The organism is Planococcus beigongshangi, assembly GCF_016820495.1.
Taxonomy (GTDB): domain Bacteria; phylum Bacillota; class Bacilli; order Bacillales_A; family Planococcaceae; genus Planococcus; species Planococcus beigongshangi.
In genome coordinates this window covers 759,830-778,866 of record NZ_JADHDU010000001.1, presented here as the reverse complement: position 1 = coordinate 778,866, position 19,037 = coordinate 759,830, and the positions used below count along the sequence as shown (strand labels likewise).

The following is a 19,037-nucleotide window of genomic DNA, read 5'->3' as shown; positions in this document are numbered from 1 at the left end:
TCAATATTCTAAAGCTTTTTACTCTTTAAGGGAACTATTTTGACTTAATTATAGAATAAATTGTGACAAATCTTTGTTTTTTGCCACATTCTCAAGTTTTTCGTTCACATATTGAGGTGTAATGTCGATTTGTGCCGGACTGATTTCCGATGCTTCAAAGGACAGGTCTTCGAGCAGCCGCTCTAAAATGGTGTGCAGCCTACGCGCACCGATGTTATCGGTCTCCTGATTCACTTCAAACGCAATTTCCGCTAGTCTGACGATTGACGCATCATTGAAGTTTACCACAACTCCTTCTGTTTCGAGAAGCGCTTTATACTGATTTAGCAAAGAATGTTTCGGTTCTGTGAGGATTTTCACAAAATCTTCAACTTCCAGCTTCTGCAGTTCCACCCGAATGGGGAAACGTCCTTGAAGTTCCGGTATCAGATCTGACGGTTTTGACATATGGAATGCCCCAGCCGCAACAAACAGCATGTAATCCGTTTTCACTGCCCCGTATTTCGTCGACACTGTCGATCCTTCGACAATCGGTAAGATGTCCCGCTGTACGCCTTCCCGCGAAACATCCGCTGACGACGAATTATTTTTACTGGCGATCTTATCCATCTCATCGATGAAAATGATGCCATGCTGTTCTGCACGTTCAATCGCTTCACTTGCCACTTCTTCATCATCGATCAGTTTTGCGGCTTCTTCTGCTGCAAGAACGCGTCTCGCCTCTTTTACCTGCATCCGGCGTTTTTTCTTTTTCTTCGGCATCAGCGATGACAGGGCATCCTGCATATTGGCGCCCATCTGCTCCATGCCGGCTCCCTGAAACGCATCGAACATGGAAGCTGTATTTTCCAGCACTTCGACATTCAGCCATTCATATTCCAATTTCCCGGCTTTCAGGTCTTCAGCGATTTCACGTCTTTTGACACGGACTTCCACTTCCGCAGTCGGCTCTTCTTCCTCCTGCTCAAACTTTTGTCCGAACAGCATCTCAAGCGGATTCTGGTTCGGCTGCCTTTTCTTCATCGACGGTACAAGCAATTTGACGATGCGCTCATTAGCAGCAGCTTCAGCTTTGCCTTTGAAGGCTTCCACTTTCTCTTCTTTGACGATGCGGACCGCAGCCTCTACCAGATCGCGGACCATCGATTCGACATCGCGGCCGACATATCCGACTTCCGTAAATTTTGTCGCTTCGACTTTAATGAAAGGTGCACCGGTCAATTTGGCGATGCGTCTCGCTATCTCTGTTTTACCGACTCCTGTCGGTCCGATCATGAGGATATTCTTCGGAATCACTTCATCACGCAACTCTTCATCAAGCCGGCTTCTTCTGTAGCGGTTTCGGAGCGCAATCGAAATGGAGCGCTTTGCGTCTTTTTGGCCGACAATATAGCGGTCAAGATGTTCTGTTATCTGTCTGGGTGTTAAATCATTCTGGGTCTTCATTTTGTCAGCTCCTCCACAACGATCTGGTGGTTGGTGTAAACGCAGATATCGGCAGCCGTCTCGAGAGCCGACTGGGCGATGTCCCGTGCAGTCAAGTTTTCCCCTGCGTATTTTTTCAGCGCCCGACCGGCAGCCAGGGCATAGTTGCCGCCTGATCCGATGGCAAGGATGCCATCATCCGGCTCGATGACTTCGCCTGTTCCGGAAACGAGGAGAAGCTCCTCTTTATTCATCACGATCAGCATCGCTTCCAGCTGACGCAGCATCTTATCCCCGCGCCATTGTTTGGCAAGTTCAACAGCTGCCCGCTGGAGGTTGCCATCGTATTCGGTCAGTTTACCTTCAAACATTTCGAAAAGAGTGAAAGCGTCGGCGACGGAACCGGCAAATCCGGTCAATACCTGGCCGTTGTATAATCTGCGCACTTTTCTGGCTGTATGTTTCATGACGACGGCGTTGCCGAACGTCACCTGTCCATCCCCCGACATTGCGCATTCCCCGTTATGTCGGACTGCGAATATCGTGGTTGCATGAAATTGTTCCATTCTTTTTCCCCTCTCTATGCTCGCGGATGTGAATTCAAATATGTTTTCCTTAAATGCTCTTTTGTAACATGTGTATACACCTGCGTCGAAGCCAGATGCGAATGTCCGAGTAATTCCTGCACCGTCCGCAGATCGGCCCCGTTGTTCAGCAAATGGGTCGCAAAGCTGTGCCGGATCATATGCGGATAGATATTGGAATTGGCTGAAGCCTTCTTCATGCATTCAGTCAAAATATGGCGAATTCCGCGGGCAGTCACAAGATTGCCGCGGCTATTGACGAATAACCCATCGTGTTCAGAGTTTTTCATTAGTTTAGGACGCACTTCATCGATATATAGTTCCAGCGCATCGTGGGCAAATTGTCCGTAGGGTATGTAACGTTCTTTACGGCCCTTGCCCATGACCTTGACGATCTGCATATGCCGGTCAAGATCTTTCAGCCGGATGGAGACACATTCACTGACACGCATGCCGGTAGCATACAGCAGCTCAAGGAGTGCAGTATTACGGATGGATAAATGATCTTCGCCTTTAACCGATTCGAATAGCGCCGCCAGCTCCTCTTCATAGAAAAATTGGGGAAGCCGTTCTTCCTTCTTCGGATGATACAGTGACCGGAACGCTTCTTCACTGAGCCCGAATTCCCGGTTTCCATATTTAAAGAATGAACGGATGGCAGATATTTTACGGGAGACGGTTGGTCTCGATAATTTCTCTTCATATAGTTTCGTCATGTAATTTCGCGCGTGCACGTATTCGACCTGGTTTAGGTCGTCCACGCCTTCACTTTCCAGAAAAAGAAAAAAACCGGCCAGATCATATTCATAATGATGAACGGTGTGCTCGGAATAATTTTTCTCCAATTGGATATAGCTGATGAAAGACCGGACCATTTCTTCTTTTGTCATATTGTCAATCCGCCCTTTCCTCTCTGGACTTTTCCGCATAAGATGAAGCCGGGTGGTATGAAGCATTAATAAAAAGCCTCTAAATTATAGCAAAATTATGTGCGCTTTAAATAGTATAATACACTCTTCCGAAATGTTGAATTAACAACGTTTTTGAGTTTCTTCATTAATATAGAGTTATATGATATACAAATAAGTCGTGGGCGTTTCGTGGGCAATATAATTTTAAGGCATTTCGCATATAGTTTTCAATACTACCTTGTATAGCCGCATATAAAAAGAGAAGAGCTATAGCTCCTCTCTTTCTTTAAAATCTAAATTTTTCATTTCCCAAAATTCTACGGGGGTTACGAAAGGAAACGGATTAATTTCATCAGTAAATTTCATTATTAATCCCGACATTTTACTAAGTAGCGGAAAAAAGACTTCTTCTTCTTCTTCTAGTATAAACTCTTCCAAATCTTCTTCTTCAATATCATTTATGGATACTTCATAAAAATATTTGGCTTTTATATGAGTGGTAGTAAGCTTAAAATCAAATGCGCAATCATATCTCACATTAGTACCTTCTATTTCATAACTATATTCTAAAGTAGTACTGAACTTTTGTTTTTTAGCTCTTGTTTTGCATGTGACTTCTCTTAATTCCATATCTACTATACTTGCTGTAATATTTCTTTCCATAATCATACTCCTCAGTCATTTAATTATGCGCTAATTCTCTAAATAACCGGTTACCCGCTACCGGGTTTATGTGATGCAGATTATCAGTGTTCTTTTTATAACTTTTAGCGAATCCTAAATCAAATACTTTTTTCGACGAAACTTCTTCATCAAAAGCAATACCCCACATGGAAGTACTCTCTATCTTCTTAATTTCCCTAGTTAGTGCTGCCATTTCTTTCTTCACTGATTTAATTTCAACAGAATTTAACCCTTCTGAAATCAAAAATGAAATTGCATTATTTAAAGATGTATTATTTCTTTCCGAGTAATCTATTACTTTTTCATGAAGAAAAATTGGTAGTCTAAGAGTTAGTCTGCCTGATGGTTTACTTTTCATTTCAGGCATGAGAACCTCTTCCCCAAGTTCTTCTTTCATTTCAAACCACGCTATCTTCGCTTCATATAACTCTTCAAAGGCCTCTTCTATACTTTTCCCAAAAACTTTTATCCCTGCCAAGTCAGGGCAAGTAATAACATAACCCTTCTCCCCATATTCTTCATTTACATAAGGATCAATGACTATCTTGTAATCCATTTCTAAGAACTGCTCCATTGAGAAACTATTCTTCTTCACGCCTCTCAACCTCCTCTACCATTCTTACTACCTCTTCAATATGAAAGACACTCATAGGTTTGTCTTTGGAAAGTGTCCACCTTAGATCTTTATGAACCGGATGATGCACCTTGCTATGGGAACCTTTCCCTGCTCTTTCTTTAATAATAAATCCATATCGTTGAAGCAACGAAACAACTTCACGATAAGTACAGTCTCTCGGACTTCTTTTGAATTTAATTAACATTTTTTCTTTCTGGCCCAATTCATAATCACATCCGCACCATCTGTAGTGTCAATCTTGTTATTATAATACTAACACTCGCTAAAAAATGTAGCAAGAAAAAAGTAAAAAGCATAGCTTTCACTTACGTTGTGCTGAAGTATTCCGCCAGTGCCACAGCTTCCGGTAATGTAAAAGCCGTTCTGCCGATTTCCTTGTTTTGATAAGACGACTGGCTGATCCGCAACAGCTTTGCGAGATTCTTTTGACTTAACCGGCGTTCCCGGCGCTGGATGTAAAGATTGTGATACATGGGTTACACCTCCAAATTGATTAATTCTATATTCGCTTAATCTCTCCGCTTCTCCTTTATTCCATAAAAAAAAACAGCCAACTAAATGGCTGCTTTCGTTTTATTTTATACCTTTCATGTAGGAACTTGATCTCGATGCGCTCCCAGCATAAACGTCCATAGGTTTACCGATTGCTCCCACAAGAGCATCACTGTCCATATAGACGTTTCCGTCTTTCTGTAATAGTTGCATCAATAGTTGATTCTGCTGCATCAAAAATTCATTTGTTCTCATCGCCGCAGCTACTAATGCATCTATCGTATTATTCCCTTGCACATTCGGCAATTGATTCGGGCGAATCACGTTACTGTCGCCGCCTTGAATCTTCTTAGCCGCAAGCGCGAGCAGTTTCATGGCATCTGTGCGACGTTTCGGCGCTGTCGGGATTACGATCTCTGGATAGCCCTCTTCGTGCAGCGTGGAAGCCGTGAAGCCGGTAGTCATACCGCCTGTTGCTAAACCGCTTGGGTTAATATTTACACCGTTCTTTTTCAGTTCATGGTGTAAATGCGGGCCTGTGGAATCGCCTGTGGAACCGACCAATCCAACCGTCTGCCCTTTTCTTACAGCCTGTCCGGCGCTCACTGAATTTCGTGAGTTGTGTTGATACAAATGCTCATAGATGCCACTCTTCACCCGAACCGTATTCCCACGTGACGGCAGGTAGCCAGAGAATGAAACGGTACCCGACGCCTGTGACGCAATCGGTGTGCCACTTGGAGCGCCCCAGTCATCGCCCTGATGGAAGGATCGTTTGCCTGTGATCGGATGAATCCGCCAGCCGCGTTTTGAAGTCAGCCGGAATTTCGGTCCGAATCCTTGACCGTTACCGCCTGCCGATTCTTCGAAAATGGCGAGTTTATTTTTGATGAAATCAATTGCCCCTGACTTAGCTTTGTTCAAGCCGCCAGACAATACATCCTTCATAAATCCACCGATTGACGGCATTTTGAATCCGACAGCAGCCAGTCCAACATCTAACAGTTTTTTGGGATTTGCCAGGTAATCAAAAATATCAAATACTTTGGCTTTGCCAGCATTGAATAAATTCTTCCCTGCTCCCCATGCAGCAGAAAACATATCGCCGATTCCGTTTGCGTATCGCGGAACAGAATTAAATAATTTCTTCGTCTCGGTGGCAGATAGGACCATCGTGCCTTTCGGCAAATCCAGGAGGGTATTCGTTGCCGGAGATAACCCGACTTTCCCATCCGGTGTTCGAATTAATTCAGAACCCGCATTCGATCCGACGCCATCCCCGACTAACGCAAGTCCGCCGGTATGGCCTTTCGTGCCGTGCGCATAGGCTTTAACCGGTGCGCCGGACTTTGTGCCAGCACTTTGTTGACCTAAGATATTCGGAACTGCCCAGAAACCGATTGTTTTCACGTTCAGTTTACTCAGGACCCAGTTGATTCCCTTTATCACACCATTGACCATGGACCCGAGAGAATTAAGGCCATCTTGACCAGCTTGCCGGAATACTTTATTAATGCCGGTCTTATAATTATTCCAGCCTTTAATTGCGTTATTCTTCGTCGACTCTACTGCGTCCAAAAATTGGCCGCCCCATCGTTTGAAATCAGCCATATTGTTTTCATTGGATTCTTTAAATTTCCGAGCGACGTTATTCTTATAAACTTCCCACTTGGAAAGAATTTCTCCGGTTTCCCAGTTAACGTGACCGATGTGTCCTTCGGCTTGCAGCTTCGCTTCACCGACCACTTCTTTGTGCATGTTTTTTGCATGACCGACTGTCTGATCACGAGTTTTCTTCGCTTCAGCAATAAGTTTTGTTGCTTGTTCTTCTGTGAGTTCGCCAGTGTTGTCTCGCATGTTAATGTATTGCGCAACCGTTTCCTCATATTGCTTCTCTGCTTCATTGACAGCACCATCACGAGCCTCAGCAGACCGTTTAACGACTTCTGCTGCTTGTTGAGCAGATAATGCGCCTGCGGTATCCTTCATACGTTGCATAATAATTTTGGATTCCATTTCATTAGCAGATAATGATTCCACCGCTTTGTTGTTCATGAAAGTACGGATAGCTTCCAATTCAATTTCTTCCGCTTCAGTGGTATCGCGTTTTTCATCATAGGCTTTCTGGATGATTTCTTGCGCCCGCGCCTCTTTCGCCTCTTGTCCAGCCAGTTCCATTTCATGCCGCCATCCTTGACGTTTCAAAATGGCTTCCTCTTCCGCTGCTGTTAATGCTGATGAATTAGCAAAGGATTCTTTCAAAAGATTCGCTTCTTCTGCATGTCTGTTTCGCAAACCTTCTAAAATCTGTTCGTTCATGCTCGCAAAATTCCCGGAAAGTGTATCCGCCATTTCTTTTGTCATTTCATCGGATGTTATGGCCATTTCAGTAAGTGCGGATCCGACTCCATCAGACAACTCAAAGAATTTACCGAGCGCTTCTTTTGTAGTATCGGAAATTTGATCACCGAACCGATCAACCTCTGGGATTGCATCGTTCTTGAAATGATTGTACAAACCGATACCGGCTGCTGTGATTCCGGCTATGGCTGCTATTCCTAAACCGACTGGCCCTGTCAATACAGTGAAAGCTGTGGCCAGCCCACCGATTAACGGAGTCGCCGCAGCCACTCCCGTACCCATTATACTCACCGCGGTTGCCGCAGATCCCACAAAGGTAATGACTGCACCGAGCCCACTCGCTAAACCACCGAGAACCATTAAAACAGGACCAGCGGCCGCCGCGATTCCTCCGATCATGAGCGCTGCGTTTTTAGCTTCCGGACTCATCCCGCTGAATTTATCGGCGACATTTCCCAGCACTTCTGTGGCTTTTTCCATGAAAGGTAATAGTGCCACTTGAATCGTATCTCCGACTTCGCCCATAGCCAGTTTTGCGTTATTCATGGCAATGGCAGCCTGGTCAATCGGGTCAACTGTTTCTTCAAACGTATTTACAACAGCCCCTGCAGCTTTTTCACCAGCACCGGCGAAATCTTCTAAATTAAATGTTCCGCGTTGAATGGCGTCGACCATCCTCGGTCCGCCTTTGGTACCGAATACTTCCGCCGCAATGGTGAGTGCTTCCGTTTCATCTTTAGCGCCCATGATGGCGTCCATAGTGTCATTTAGTCCTTCTTCGAGCGTTTTACCGTCCTCCGCAAAGATCACTTGTGCTTTGCTCAAACTCGATAACGCAGCGCTAGAATCAACACCAGCTTTTTCAAATCCACCGATCAACGCTGCACCTTCTGCAAATTCCAAACCTAGAGCTTTTATTTGCGGAGCGCCTTTTGTCGTTTTATCGAAGAGATCATCCACAGATTGGCCTGTGTCCTGTGCCGTTTTTGTTACCGCATCTAATACGTCGTCTAAATCTTCATTGGCCAAACCATACGCTTCAATGGCTTGTTTGGCTGCAATAGAGGCAGAGGTGACATCCGTTCCGTTAATATCCGCAAACTGCAGCATTCTTTCAGATGCGTCTTCCAACTCCTCACCCATGAACCCGAACTGCGTATTGACTTCCCCGATAGCCTCACCTACAGATTGAAGGTCCTGCGGCACGCGTTTGGCGACGGTTTTAAAACTTTCCGTGAATCCTTCTGCCGCTTCACCCGTTGCGCCTGTTTTGGTGATGATTGTATCAATTGCCTCATCAACTTCATTGAATGCCGCAATTCCCGCTGCACCAAACGCTAAAATCGGTGCGGTCAATCCCACTGACAACCCTTTTCCAGCACTGGTCATTTTGCCGCCAATAGCCGAAACTTTGCCGCCCACATTGTCGAGTGACGCACCTAAACGGCCCATCCCACTGTTCGCGGCTTCCTGCTCTACCTGGAATTGGCGAAATTCATCCGTCAGGTTGTTGACGTGGCGCTCCAGATTATTCACCGCAGCGACTTCATTGTTGTAAGCAATAGCGGCTCGCTCGGCCTGTCTGGAACCTTCTCCGTGTTGCGCAACCATACGCTCATATTCAGTGCGGGCTGAATTGGTTGCAGTTTTTTGCAATTCCAGTTTCTTGTTGAGTCCGGTCAATTGCGTTTCGTATTTCCGCACAGACTTTTCTCCGTGATCAAACGCGGACATATTGGCTTTCATTTCTGAAGATGCCAATTTCAAATTTTGCTTAACGTGTTTCAGCCCTTTATCAAGACCTGTCGTATCGAGCCCAAGTCCGATGGATAACCCTTGTATTGGCCCTTCTGCCATTTTCTCACCTTCTCCTTTATAGGCTCGCCTTACTGTCCAGGGGGAAAGAAAAGAAGCCCTGGCCACAATAAGGCGGCAGGACTTCTGGAGTCTCTAAACTGTCAGGAAATTTAATTCCTCTATCATTTGTTTTTAAAGATATTTAATTTTCCACACTTGTGACATTTGATTTCAGCAGTACCGATTATTTTCCCTAGCAACTTATCACAGTTAGTGCAGCGCATTCGTTTAAGGTTTATATTCTTTTCTCTTAGCAGAAGGTCTTTCAAACGGTAACACCTCCCCCTTTGGATTTAATTCCATTTCTTCGATCACATGATCGATTGCCCTTGATGCCATTGGAAGGATCTCGCGGATATCATAGCCGTCTTTTAATTGTTCTTCTGTAAACTGGTGTCCGAAAATTGCACAGAGGAAAGGATAATATTCATTAAATAAATATTCCGGATCTCGCCTCTTGTCGAAGTCCTTCTCCAGCTTCAACGTTTTTTGAAATACGGCGCCAGTAACCATTTTAGGCGCTGTGAATCTTTTTTCTTTTCCACTGATATTCAGTCGAATGGTGAGCTTTTTCATGAGCAGGCTCCTTTCTTACAGGGTTTTGATATTGTCGAATGTAAGTTCCGGTTCATGCTCTATCGGAACTTCAGTTATGCGCATTTCGTAATCAATACCATCAACTAAATCACGATCATATCCACGAGTACTTCCATTAAGCCGTATTTTATATTTCTTAGTAGAAACATCCCGATGAGAAAAACGTTCAAGCTTATATGCCAGGGCAGCATGAGCCACATCTTTCGCATTGATCAAGCGTTGTTCTTCAGTTTCAGATTCATCATGGTAGAAAAGATTGTATTCCGTATAGAATCCGGATGCCGTCAAAACAGCTTCACCAACATCTGATTGAGGGTATACCCACACCCAATATTTTCTGTAAAGTTTTTTCTTTTCAATTTGTGCTTTCTTTTTTTCATATGAATTCATTTTTTCCAGCTCCTCTTTTATGAATTAAATTTTTCCTTTTAAGTTTGACAATAATTTTTTGTTTACATTTACAGCTTCAGCACTTAATTTTCTTAAAGCATTGCCATTTGAGCCTTGAGTAAGAAACGACAAGTCTGGGCGGAGAAATGCTTGTCTTCCGGCTAACTTATTAACTTTTCCAGCAAGTATATCTTCAATTTTCCCAGCTGTACTAGCTTGATCTTCTAACCGGGCAACATTATTTAGGAGTAAATTTAGTTCGTTAAGATGAACTGTGAATTCCTCTAGTTTTTTATACTGTGTATATAAAACTTCTTTTGCCTTTTCTTTTTCAATCTCATAATTATTCTCAACCATCGCTCTCTTGTCTTCCGGGATTCCGAAAACTTGAATGGCGCTAAAACGTAAGCTTTTTTTCAAGCGCTCTTCTTCCGCCTCTAATTCCTCGTCTTCTTTAATATCTCTCGTCAATTTTCTTGCTTCTTGAACCATTCTTAACCGCACATCATCTGGAATTTCTTTTCTCGCTTCCTCTTCCAGTCGTTTTGTCACCATTACTGCTTTGATAGTTTCTTCAAAAATATTAGTAACATTCGATTCAATTACCTTTGCTTTTGCCATTTTAATTTCCCCTTTTCATTTTTAGTTTCGTTCTCCGAATTCCTTATACACCAGGGCTTTGAGCATTTCGTGCTCACCAGTAATTACCAACTATTCCCAACATCCTCCCTCACGCGAGAGAGACCATAAATCCAATTTATCGAGCCCCTGCCCGGTCCCTAGATTTTTTTAAAAAGCCAAAATGTTTTTTGGGGGGGATGAAAATATTTTTTATATAAACCACAAATCTTCTGCGGATATTTTTCACAAAGCATCTGGATGATTAAAGTTATCTTTGAAGTATTCACGCATATCCTTCTGCTTAGCATCAAGACGTTTCTTCCACTGCAACAGATTGTATTCATCCGGATCAATCAGAATCCATTTACCATCTTCGAATACTGATAACTTCCGTTTAGGCATCCTCTTCTCCGCTGTAGCCTTAGCGTATTCGGCATACTCTTCCTTAGCTTGATCTGTCCGAACCTTTTCAATGTGTCTTTCTTCTTCAGCCAATCGCTTGGAAATCCGATGGAGCAATGAAGCAATCAGCTCCGGTCGCACAAACTTTTTCTTCTGGAAGTAGCGAACCATAATTGTTCTGTCGTGATCAGTCAGCCAGTCCAGTAGGAGTTGCCATCTGAAGTGTCGGTCATACTCGTTCATAATCATTCGGTCATAACGTTCCTTCGCTTCAATGATCCGTATCGCTTGGCTGTCTGTTGCTGTCTTGATTCCCTTTGGATTCAGCGGGTCGAAGTTAGTTGTTGAATAAGAGATACATTCATACAGTTCTTCATGAAATTTCGCTCTTAGGACCTCTAGCCTTTTGCCGCGGGTTAATGCTTGGGCCAGGTACTTCAATTGCCAGGCTTCAATATTGAGGGTTTCATTGTCCATCTTCATTCCTCCTTTCCTCCATTGAGATCAGAGCCATCCCAATCGATTAGCGATTAACGTGGCAACTTCTTCTTTCCACCGCTTCATTGTGCGTTCACTGTAGTTCAGTTGATCAGCCGCACGCTTCAAAGTTTGGTTGCCTGAACTCCAATAGTAGTTTCGGACAAAGGCCTGCTTTTCTTCATCCATCGATTCATATACATCCTGAACAGCTGTAACAACAGTTGCTGCATTTTCATACTTCCGTAACTGCTGAAGTGCAGTTCCGTCTTTTCTTGTCAGTTCGATATCCCCGCTGGCAATCTTCTTGAACTCATTCATTTTGAATAATAACTCTTCGATGTAGTTAGTCATGGCTCTTGATGGCTTCATTGTTTTCACCTTCCTTTATGAGCATGTCTTTACTCTATAAAATGCCTATTTTCTTGCAGTCTTTCGGAATAATAAAATTTCGAGCAGCGCTTTTCTTGGTAAACGTCATACGGGCAATTTCCTCACCAAAACCATCGTAGAAAGTCACACCCTTTGGTATTCCGCCGATTGTATATGTCTTTCCGGCCTCAACAGCGAATAAATGGTCACGCCGATCAAATCTAGTACAGCTTTCTTGTATAGTTAAACTGATCACGGCTCTTCCTTTTTTGTCATGCCCATTCACGTATCCAATCATCGTTTTCCCCTTTCGTGTGACTGCTGTAGCGTTATGGCTCTACCATAATTTCGATAAGCCTCTTCTTTTCTCCTGGATAAATCATCTTTATCAAAAGCCGGCATCTGTTTCCGTTCTTTCTCTTCCAGGAGTGCGTTAATGACAAACACATCTTTGATCGGCTGCAGCAATTCGTACATCGTTCTTCTCAATTGATCCTGTTCTGCTTCAGTGCCTGGACCATAAGCATAAAAATTGCAGAACGCTTTAAACCGTTTCTCATTGCGGTCCAGATTATTGAGGACATGGGCTATTTTTACTTGGCATCGGTTGAGTGTTTTGGTATCGGTCATGCGGATCACCACCCCGGAAGTTTTGCAAAGTCTACATCTTGTAATTTTTTAGACAAAGCAAACGTCCAATTTAAATCATTTTCATCTTTCGGTCTGAAGCCCGCAGCGAGTAATGCTCCTTTCATCTGGCCATTTGTAATATAGAAACCGTCTTTTGAATACTCGAACTGGTGCTTCAACCGATAGGACGTCGGCCCGTTAAAGGACTTAATCTTATAAGGCTCGATGTGATTTACAATCCAAGCATTCAATATTAGTTTTTCGAAGAGAAGCATATCTTCGTAATCAACCGGCTGATTGATTTTGAGCTTTCTTGGATTTTCTTTTGCTAGGACCATTTTGGTTCCTCCTTTAAAGTAATATTTGGTAAATACTAGAAGATATTTCTGTTTTTTCGCCAATTAGTCACCAAGTGTCACCACGCTGTCACCATGCTTTCTTCATATTCACCATAAGAAGAACTGCAGTACGACAATGTTTTAAAGGGATTGTCACCATAAGTCACCAAAGTCACCAAGTTTTTTTATAGGACTCTTTTTATTTGAAATAACCCGCTGTTGAAGGTAATGAACAGTTCCACAAGATAGTATATATATTTGGTGACTCTTGGTGACTCTTGGTGACTTTGTTGTTCAAACCCTTGTAAATACTGCTTTCTTCTGTCACCAAATCTGCTGAAAATGTGGTCCATATTTGGTGACAGCTTGGTGACTAATTCTTATAAGCCTTTTATATCTACTGGGTCCCGTTCAAAATTGAAACCTAACTCTTGAAGAGTATGGGAGTTGAATGCTACAACTTTAAATCTATCGCCATTGTGCCGAATCTGCTTATAATCAACTTCGCTGCCATTGTGCTGAAATATGGATGTCATACCCCGGCGCATCCATTCTTTCCGGATTGTCCACATATCCGCGCCAAGCATTTCAGAAAGATAAGATGGCTGGATATAGAGCGTGTCTTTGTGGTAAATAGCTTTTATCTCTCTACGCTCTGGATAATAGTTGTAGTAGATTGAACCTCTATCCGAATCAAGATCCGAAAGAATCTGCTCCAGTAACTGCTTTGGCTTGTCGGTAGACTTGTTTTCAAGCTTCACATCTTCGAACAGGTCAACTAATAACTGAATATTAATGCTTGCCTGAAAGAACTCTTTCAAAAGATGGGCGGTAAAAACGATTGCTGCATAATGTCTGGCGATTCTCCCAAGCACATCATTTCCGGCTGAAAGTTTTTGAAACTGGTCATTGTACTGCGCATACAATCCGATATAATCCGCTTTCTTTTCTTTCCATTGCTCCAGAAAGTCAATGCCGATCCGGCCATGGTATTTATCCACCGACTGATAAAGCTCGTTGAAGAATTTATGATCTACACCTTCGAACGGAAGTCCGGTTAAAGGGAGAATCCGAGCCGCTGCACCTCCTGCTTGCCTAGCGTATTCAACAAGCGAATTTTCACCGGTGGAAATCAATAGATTGTTCCAGGTATATTCCATCTGGCTCCCCTTAATGCTTCCGCGCCCTTTTGAACGTCCACCACTATAGTTATAGACAATCTGCTGAAGCTGATATTCCTGAGCCTTCATACTGTCGTCATAGAATGCCGGGAAACTGTTCAGGAACGCTGATTTTCGTTCAATGGATACTTTGGTGGCATTCCATTCATTAATTAGATGGGAAGTGCCCCACACGCTCGCTGCTACATGTAAAGCGGTGGTCTTCCCTCTACTAGTCACGCCAGACAGGTCAACGATGAAGGGAGACAAGCGCAAATCTTTGAGTATGACTGATGTAAAGCTTGATAACAGGATAGCCAAGACTTTCGGACGGTCTTTCACTTTGTAAAGCACGTTCCGCAGCCATTCTTCTTGTGTGCCTTGGGATTGAAAGGCTTCCAATGTCTGCTTTTCGCCTATATCCGGCGGCATAATCTCCACATTATCCGACATCAGCGGATGAATGAACGCGGTCTTTATGTGCCCCATGCGGTCAACTGCATGATGATAAGGTATGTGATTTTCTGCAATGTAACGCTCGAAGTAGAAAATTAAATCTTTGGCGTTCCTGTCAGTGACAGCCAAGTTTTTATCTGCCAGTTTCAGGAGTTCACTTTTGGTCGATATACCAATGGCTGGCACAACCTCCCGAAACTCCCGTTGATCTGACCGCCAATAGACTTCATAAAACACTTCAGACCGTTCGACATTGGACAGCTTTCGCGTAATTACTGGGAAGTTCCGGCAAACGAAAATCTCAAGCGTTTCGACTACCACACCTTCTTTTTTCTTTTCCTGAATCCTGAACAGGCTGCCATTTTTATTAAAGAAAGGTTTCGGGATTATCGAACCGCCGGTCACCTCTTCAATTCCGAATAAGTCGCCCTTTTGCTCTCTCATTTGATTAATTGCTTCTTGGACTTCTATTGAAATAAATGGCTTTTTCACTTCTTCGATGTTTTCGCTTTTAACCTCAGTCATATTCAATTCTTATCACCTCCGACCGCTTAATTTCTTTATTCAATATGCTGATGAATGTTCTCGCCAGTTCCGCATCGTCCATCGGTGGGTTATTCATCCCCCGGTTCCAGCCATTAATCAGCAGAAAAGCAATTTCCGGATCTAATCCTTTGCGCAGAAGATAGCCAGTTAATGAAGCCGCTGAATGGTTCCGCTGTCCATTGCCTACACCCTGCAAAATCGTTGTCCAGTGGCTCACTGGCTTGGCTGTCGGCTTACTGCCGCTATTCGTTCGGATAAGTGCAATCAGCCATTCTGGAGCTTCCTGGACGCTTTTTTCTAAAGGATGTCCACTCAATTCCCATTCATAGTTTTTACCACTGATATGTCCAGATGGTGACCCGAGAACATAGCCACCTTCACCCCTCACATCTAAGCCTTTACCTATCTGACTGGTTTGATTCTGAATGCCGGGTACGTGTTTGAAAAAATAATGGGTGCCGCCTCCGCCGGTTATAGCTTCGACTGTTTCGGGAAGTTCACCGTATGAATTAATTAGTTCCTCCAGTGAATCTGGGCCATTGTCTTTCAAATCTACATCTAGAACCCATATTCCACTTGCTGATCCGGTTGCAATGCCGATAGACGCTTTCGGCCACTTCCCCCAAAATTGACGGATTTTCTTTTCCTCAGACGTAGCCGATTTAACTCCATCTTCGATTAATCCGGCCGCCCATTGGGGATGCTTACCGGGGTTTGTGCATTTTGACTTCCCGCAACTACACCGCCCATTTTCGATATAGTGGACCGGAAACACTTTCCAGTTCAGACGTTGGGCATAAGCCAGTGCTGCACGTAACATTTTTGTACGGTCCAGGCTATTGTCAGTAGTATTATTTTTTGATACACTTGAGCCATCAGACGTAATTGTCATAGGTTGTTCTTCACCGCCTTTGCTAGTTGCATAAAAGTTAAATATTTGAGAGTTTTCTAACTGCCATCACTTTGCCGAGTGGTGGTTTTTTATTTCCCCGAACCACCATTCATTGCTTTTGCTTTAGCAATTATAGAATCAGCGGTAGTACGGGCTTCTTTGTTGTTTTTCGTAAGTTCATTTACGGTGTAAAACAAAAGTTCAGCCAAGATACGGACTTCGCGATGATGTTCTGTAAAAGTGAATTTTTGATTCCCTTCATGTACAGATTGATCCATATCTTCTTGCAGATGTTTCATTTTCACGGAGATATCTTGCAAAACCTCCACACGCAAATTAATTGAGCCCATATTCCCGTCGAGATCCAAAGCATTGTATAGCATTCCAGTTGCTTCATTGTTAAATTCAAAATTTTTGATTGTCATTTCATTTCTCTCCCTTTTCAATAAAGTTTTGTAATTCCTTCAAAGCCTTTTCCGCCTTAGCAGCGCGTTTTTTTACATCTTCGAAATAATCTTCGTCAAAAATGTCCTGTCCGCCCATTAGCGCGAGTTGAACGTTATTCATAAGGTTTTGCAACTTTCTTCTATCTTCGAATGATTCCATTGGACGAACCTCCCTTTAATAGATTGAAAACATCGTGTAGATCGCAATGGCTGCTGTTGCTGCATACGTTCCATAAAAGTAAGCTGCATCCGAGAAACTGATAGTATCTTCACCGAAAAAGTAATTGTTGAGTGCTTTCATAACTTAACCGCCCTTCTTCTTATAAGTTTTAATATCCCCGCCGTTATCCCGGACTGCTTCGTAATATTTCTGCATATACTCCGCAACTTCTCTTTTCGGGAAAAGCCACTTATTGCCCATCCGAATTTTCGGGAAATCGTAATCACTAATCAAGTGCGCGCTTACCAATGGCCAAGACATTCCCACAAAGCGACATAGCTCTTTACTGGACATGAAAAACACTTCGCCTTCAATTTCTTTCATGCGTTTATCCAATTGCTCCAGATAGAGGGCTTTCAATTGCGATTCATCAATCTGCACCTGGATCATTTGGCTGCCACCCCCTTTTGATAACTTTTATTATCAATTTTTATAAAAAAAATATCTTCAATTTCTAAATCTAATCCTTCAGCGATTTTCTTGGCTACAGTAGCAGAAGGATTGTTTTTTAAATTTAATACCTGTGACAGATAAGGTTGAGAAACGCCTATTTGACGGGAAAAAGACCTTAAACTCTTACCTTTCTTCCCAATCAAAACCTTTGTTTCATCAGCATTTTTAAATTCAAGCTTTATCATTCCCTCACCTCTTTTCGACTATTTAATATCAACCTTGAATTTATCCTATCACATATTGATAACTAATACAATCAAAATATATTGAAATCTATTAATAAATTTACTTTAGTTATCAAAAATGATACAATTAGAACAATTAGTATAGAGGAAGGAGATAAAAATATGAAATTCGGCGAATACATCAAGAAAATCAGAACTGAAAAAGGACTTTCTATGAGAGAACTTGAAAGGCGTTCAGGCATTTCACAATCCTACATTTCCCAATTAGAAAAAGGATCCCAGCAAAATCCCAAAACTGATACTATTCAGAAGTTGGCGAATGGATTAAATACGAGTTATAAAGATTTGATGGAGAAGGCCGGCATAATTGAAGTGGATTCTTTAATGGAAGCTTTTGGTTTTAACCGTAGTTCTGATGAAGAAGAAAATTTAACTTCTATAAACAACACTATTGAATCCCTTGTAAATGATATTTACTTCCATTTAAATGATGAAAGCAATCTCAAGACATATAAGACAATAACTTTGGACGAAATTGATCGAGACAAAATAAAAAGTTTAATTGAAAACTATCTTATTCGTAAATTAAGCAATGACGACGAAGAGGATAACCGCCATCTAATAAAAATTATAATAGATGAAAACTTTCAAATCCCTGGCGCTGTTAAAACTGATGAAAAAAAGGAGTGATCTAACCAATGGCCACATACCGAAAACGCGGGCAAAAGTGGGAATACCGCATACGCTATAAGCATCCGGCATCCGGTGAATGGGTAGAACGTTCAAAAGGCGGATTTAAAAACGAAGCTGCAGCACATAAGGCGGCCATTGAAGAAGAACGCCTGCTGATCCGCGGCGTGGATATTACAAACGCTCAGCTGACCGTCTCTGACTTCCTGGAATGGTGGTACACCGTCTATAAGAAGGAAAACGTTTCGGCCGGCACTGCCCGGAATATCCGGAATCACTTGAACCGGGTTATAAACAAGCTTGGATCCGTACCAATGGAAAAACTGACGAAACCGATGTATCAGCAATTCATCAATAATATTGCGCCTAATTACTCCAAGCGAACTCTCCAGACGATGAACTCCACAATAGGCGAAGCATTTGAAGAAGCCATTCAGGAAGATATTATTTATAAGAACCCGGTGAAGCGGATCACCTACCCACGGACCGTTAAACAAACTGCCAGGAAGAAGAAAACGCTTGAAGTGGAAGAGTACATGCAGTTATTCCAGTTGCTCAAACAGGACTGGATGGAAAAGCATCCTCACTATTTCTATCTGACGCCCCTTCTGGTGGCTTCTGGCGCTCGTATAGGGGAATTGTGTGCTTTGGGAATCAAAGACTTCCAAACAAGCACAGACGACGTTTTAGGCGCTGAAATTGGCACTCTGCACATTCACAAGACAGTTATTCGCGGGGATGATGGTTATATCATTAAAAAGACCACCAAAACCGGTCAAAGCGGCGAGCGGATCATCGGAATCGATCCAGTCACTACCCAGATGATGAAAGAATGGCTGCTGTATCGGAAAAAGTATTTGCTGAAGCATCCGTATGCCAAAAGTGATTATCTGTTCATTGACGGCATGGGCCATTTCGTGAAGCCGCTGAACTATGCTGACGCGCTGGAGAACTTATGCGCTCGTCATGACTTCCCTCACGTCCACCCGCACATGTTCCGACATACGCACGAAACACTTATGTGGGAATCGGACGTATCGGATATCAACTTCATCTCTGCTCGTATGGGAGATAAGAATAAGAAAGTTCTCTTGGACAGCTATGGCCACATGTCGAAACGGTCCGAGCAAATGAACATGGCCAAGATCAACGCATTTATGAGCCGGCTTTCAGAAGGATATAATACGATGGTTGAATAGAAAAAACCCGCC

At 43.0% G+C, this 19,037-nt stretch carries 26 protein-coding genes; 2 read left to right on the top strand and 24 right to left on the bottom strand.

Annotated features, from left to right (window positions below; all coding sequences use genetic code 11):
- Positions 1 to 48 precede the first annotated feature (48 nt).
- The 24 genes from hslU to IQ294_RS03580 form a co-directional block, all read right to left on the bottom strand.
- The gene (gene hslU / locus IQ294_RS03690; protein ID WP_203332645.1) at positions 49 to 1,446 is read right to left on the bottom strand and encodes an ATP-dependent protease ATPase subunit HslU; all 1,398 of its coding nucleotides are present in this window, start codon (positions 1,444 to 1,446) and stop codon (positions 49 to 51) included.
- The gene (gene hslV / locus IQ294_RS03685; RefSeq protein WP_203332644.1) at positions 1,443 to 1,991 is read right to left on the bottom strand and encodes an ATP-dependent protease subunit HslV; all 549 of its coding nucleotides are present in this window, start codon (positions 1,989 to 1,991) and stop codon (positions 1,443 to 1,445) included. Before hslV ends, hslU begins: the two co-directional genes overlap by 4 nt.
- A 14-nt stretch (positions 1,992 to 2,005) precedes the next feature.
- Positions 2,006 to 2,899, bottom strand: coding sequence for a tyrosine recombinase XerC (gene xerC, locus IQ294_RS03680; RefSeq protein ID WP_203332643.1), 894 nt, complete (start codon positions 2,897 to 2,899; stop codon positions 2,006 to 2,008).
- Between the two features lie 288 nt (positions 2,900 to 3,187).
- Entirely contained in the window at positions 3,188 to 3,583 is a 396-nt protein-coding gene (locus IQ294_RS03675; RefSeq protein ID WP_203332642.1) for a hypothetical protein, read from the bottom strand.
- A 19-nt stretch (positions 3,584 to 3,602) separates the two neighbouring features.
- Positions 3,603 to 4,199 carry a type II toxin-antitoxin system HicB family antitoxin gene (locus IQ294_RS03670; RefSeq protein ID WP_203332641.1) on the bottom strand — a complete coding sequence of 199 codons (597 nt, stop codon included), beginning with the start codon at positions 4,197 to 4,199 and terminating at the stop codon, positions 3,603 to 3,605.
- Positions 4,186 to 4,443 carry a hypothetical protein gene (locus IQ294_RS03665; RefSeq protein WP_203332640.1) on the bottom strand — a complete coding sequence of 86 codons (258 nt, stop codon included), beginning with the start codon at positions 4,441 to 4,443 and terminating at the stop codon, positions 4,186 to 4,188. The genes IQ294_RS03670 and IQ294_RS03665 overlap by 14 nt, the downstream gene beginning before the upstream one ends.
- A gap of 103 nt (positions 4,444 to 4,546) precedes the next feature.
- Positions 4,547 to 4,714, bottom strand: coding sequence for a helix-turn-helix transcriptional regulator (locus IQ294_RS03660; RefSeq protein WP_203332639.1), 168 nt, complete (start codon positions 4,712 to 4,714; stop codon positions 4,547 to 4,549).
- A gap of 100 nt (positions 4,715 to 4,814) precedes the next feature.
- Positions 4,815 to 8,951 carry a phage tail tape measure protein gene (locus tag IQ294_RS03655; protein WP_203332638.1) on the bottom strand — a complete coding sequence of 1,379 codons (4,137 nt, stop codon included), beginning with the start codon at positions 8,949 to 8,951 and terminating at the stop codon, positions 4,815 to 4,817.
- A gap of 122 nt (positions 8,952 to 9,073) precedes the next feature.
- Positions 9,074 to 9,175 carry a Com family DNA-binding transcriptional regulator gene (locus tag IQ294_RS16485; protein WP_432419947.1) on the bottom strand — a complete coding sequence of 34 codons (102 nt, stop codon included), beginning with the start codon at positions 9,173 to 9,175 and terminating at the stop codon, positions 9,074 to 9,076.
- Positions 9,176 to 9,179: 4 nt separating this feature from the next.
- Entirely contained in the window at positions 9,180 to 9,527 is a 348-nt protein-coding gene (gpG, locus tag IQ294_RS03645) for a phage tail assembly chaperone G (protein WP_203332636.1), read from the bottom strand.
- A 15-nt stretch (positions 9,528 to 9,542) separates the two neighbouring features.
- Positions 9,543 to 9,938 (bottom strand): hypothetical protein, encoded by a 396-nt coding sequence (locus IQ294_RS03640; RefSeq protein WP_203332635.1) that lies wholly within the window; start codon positions 9,936 to 9,938, stop codon positions 9,543 to 9,545.
- 24 nt (positions 9,939 to 9,962) lie between these two features.
- The gene (locus tag IQ294_RS03635; RefSeq protein WP_203332634.1) at positions 9,963 to 10,559 is read right to left on the bottom strand and encodes a hypothetical protein; all 597 of its coding nucleotides are present in this window, start codon (positions 10,557 to 10,559) and stop codon (positions 9,963 to 9,965) included.
- A gap of 243 nt (positions 10,560 to 10,802) precedes the next feature.
- Positions 10,803 to 11,438 carry a hypothetical protein gene (locus IQ294_RS03630; RefSeq protein WP_203332633.1) on the bottom strand — a complete coding sequence of 212 codons (636 nt, stop codon included), beginning with the start codon at positions 11,436 to 11,438 and terminating at the stop codon, positions 10,803 to 10,805.
- A 27-nt stretch (positions 11,439 to 11,465) separates the two neighbouring features.
- Positions 11,466 to 11,810 carry a hypothetical protein gene (locus IQ294_RS03625; protein ID WP_203332632.1) on the bottom strand — a complete coding sequence of 115 codons (345 nt, stop codon included), beginning with the start codon at positions 11,808 to 11,810 and terminating at the stop codon, positions 11,466 to 11,468.
- Positions 11,811 to 11,844: 34 nt separating this feature from the next.
- A complete protein-coding gene (locus tag IQ294_RS03620) occupies positions 11,845 to 12,108 on the bottom strand; it encodes a hypothetical protein (RefSeq protein WP_203332631.1) in 264 nt (87 codons plus the stop codon).
- Positions 12,105 to 12,440, bottom strand: coding sequence for a hypothetical protein (locus tag IQ294_RS03615; RefSeq protein WP_203332630.1), 336 nt, complete (start codon positions 12,438 to 12,440; stop codon positions 12,105 to 12,107). The genes IQ294_RS03620 and IQ294_RS03615 overlap by 4 nt, the downstream gene beginning before the upstream one ends.
- A gap of 5 nt (positions 12,441 to 12,445) precedes the next feature.
- A complete protein-coding gene (locus tag IQ294_RS03610) occupies positions 12,446 to 12,778 on the bottom strand; it encodes a hypothetical protein (protein WP_203332629.1) in 333 nt (110 codons plus the stop codon).
- A gap of 380 nt (positions 12,779 to 13,158) precedes the next feature.
- Complete coding sequence (locus tag IQ294_RS03605) at positions 13,159 to 14,919, bottom strand: DUF927 domain-containing protein (RefSeq protein WP_238942645.1); 1,761 nt, start codon at positions 14,917 to 14,919, stop codon at positions 13,159 to 13,161.
- Complete coding sequence (locus tag IQ294_RS03600) at positions 14,912 to 15,832, bottom strand: bifunctional DNA primase/polymerase (RefSeq protein WP_203332627.1); 921 nt, start codon at positions 15,830 to 15,832, stop codon at positions 14,912 to 14,914. The genes IQ294_RS03605 and IQ294_RS03600 overlap by 8 nt, the downstream gene beginning before the upstream one ends.
- 89 nt (positions 15,833 to 15,921) lie before the next feature.
- Entirely contained in the window at positions 15,922 to 16,257 is a 336-nt protein-coding gene (locus IQ294_RS03595; RefSeq protein ID WP_203332626.1) for a hypothetical protein, read from the bottom strand.
- A gap of 1 nt (position 16,258) precedes the next feature.
- On the bottom strand, positions 16,259 to 16,438 hold the full coding sequence (locus IQ294_RS03590) for a hypothetical protein (protein WP_203332625.1): 180 nt from the start codon (positions 16,436 to 16,438) through the stop codon (positions 16,259 to 16,261).
- Positions 16,439 to 16,453: 15 nt separating this feature from the next.
- Complete coding sequence (locus tag IQ294_RS16410) at positions 16,454 to 16,579, bottom strand: hypothetical protein (RefSeq protein WP_255536178.1); 126 nt, start codon at positions 16,577 to 16,579, stop codon at positions 16,454 to 16,456.
- 3 nt (positions 16,580 to 16,582) lie between these two features.
- The gene (locus IQ294_RS03585; protein WP_203332624.1) at positions 16,583 to 16,888 is read right to left on the bottom strand and encodes a helix-turn-helix domain-containing protein; all 306 of its coding nucleotides are present in this window, start codon (positions 16,886 to 16,888) and stop codon (positions 16,583 to 16,585) included.
- Positions 16,885 to 17,136, bottom strand: coding sequence for a helix-turn-helix domain-containing protein (locus IQ294_RS03580; RefSeq protein WP_203332623.1), 252 nt, complete (start codon positions 17,134 to 17,136; stop codon positions 16,885 to 16,887). The genes IQ294_RS03585 and IQ294_RS03580 overlap by 4 nt, the downstream gene beginning before the upstream one ends.
- Before the next feature lie 162 nt (positions 17,137 to 17,298).
- Between IQ294_RS03580 and IQ294_RS03575 the strand changes: the two genes are divergently transcribed.
- Together IQ294_RS03575 and IQ294_RS03570 are read left to right on the top strand one after the other, a co-directional pair.
- On the top strand, positions 17,299 to 17,826 hold the full coding sequence (locus tag IQ294_RS03575) for a helix-turn-helix domain-containing protein (protein ID WP_203332622.1): 528 nt from the start codon (positions 17,299 to 17,301) through the stop codon (positions 17,824 to 17,826).
- 8 nt (positions 17,827 to 17,834) lie between these two features.
- Positions 17,835 to 19,025: a site-specific integrase gene (locus IQ294_RS03570; RefSeq protein ID WP_203332621.1), complete on the top strand. Its 1,191-nt coding sequence runs from the start codon at positions 17,835 to 17,837 to the stop codon at positions 19,023 to 19,025.
- Positions 19,026 to 19,037 lie beyond the last annotated feature (12 nt).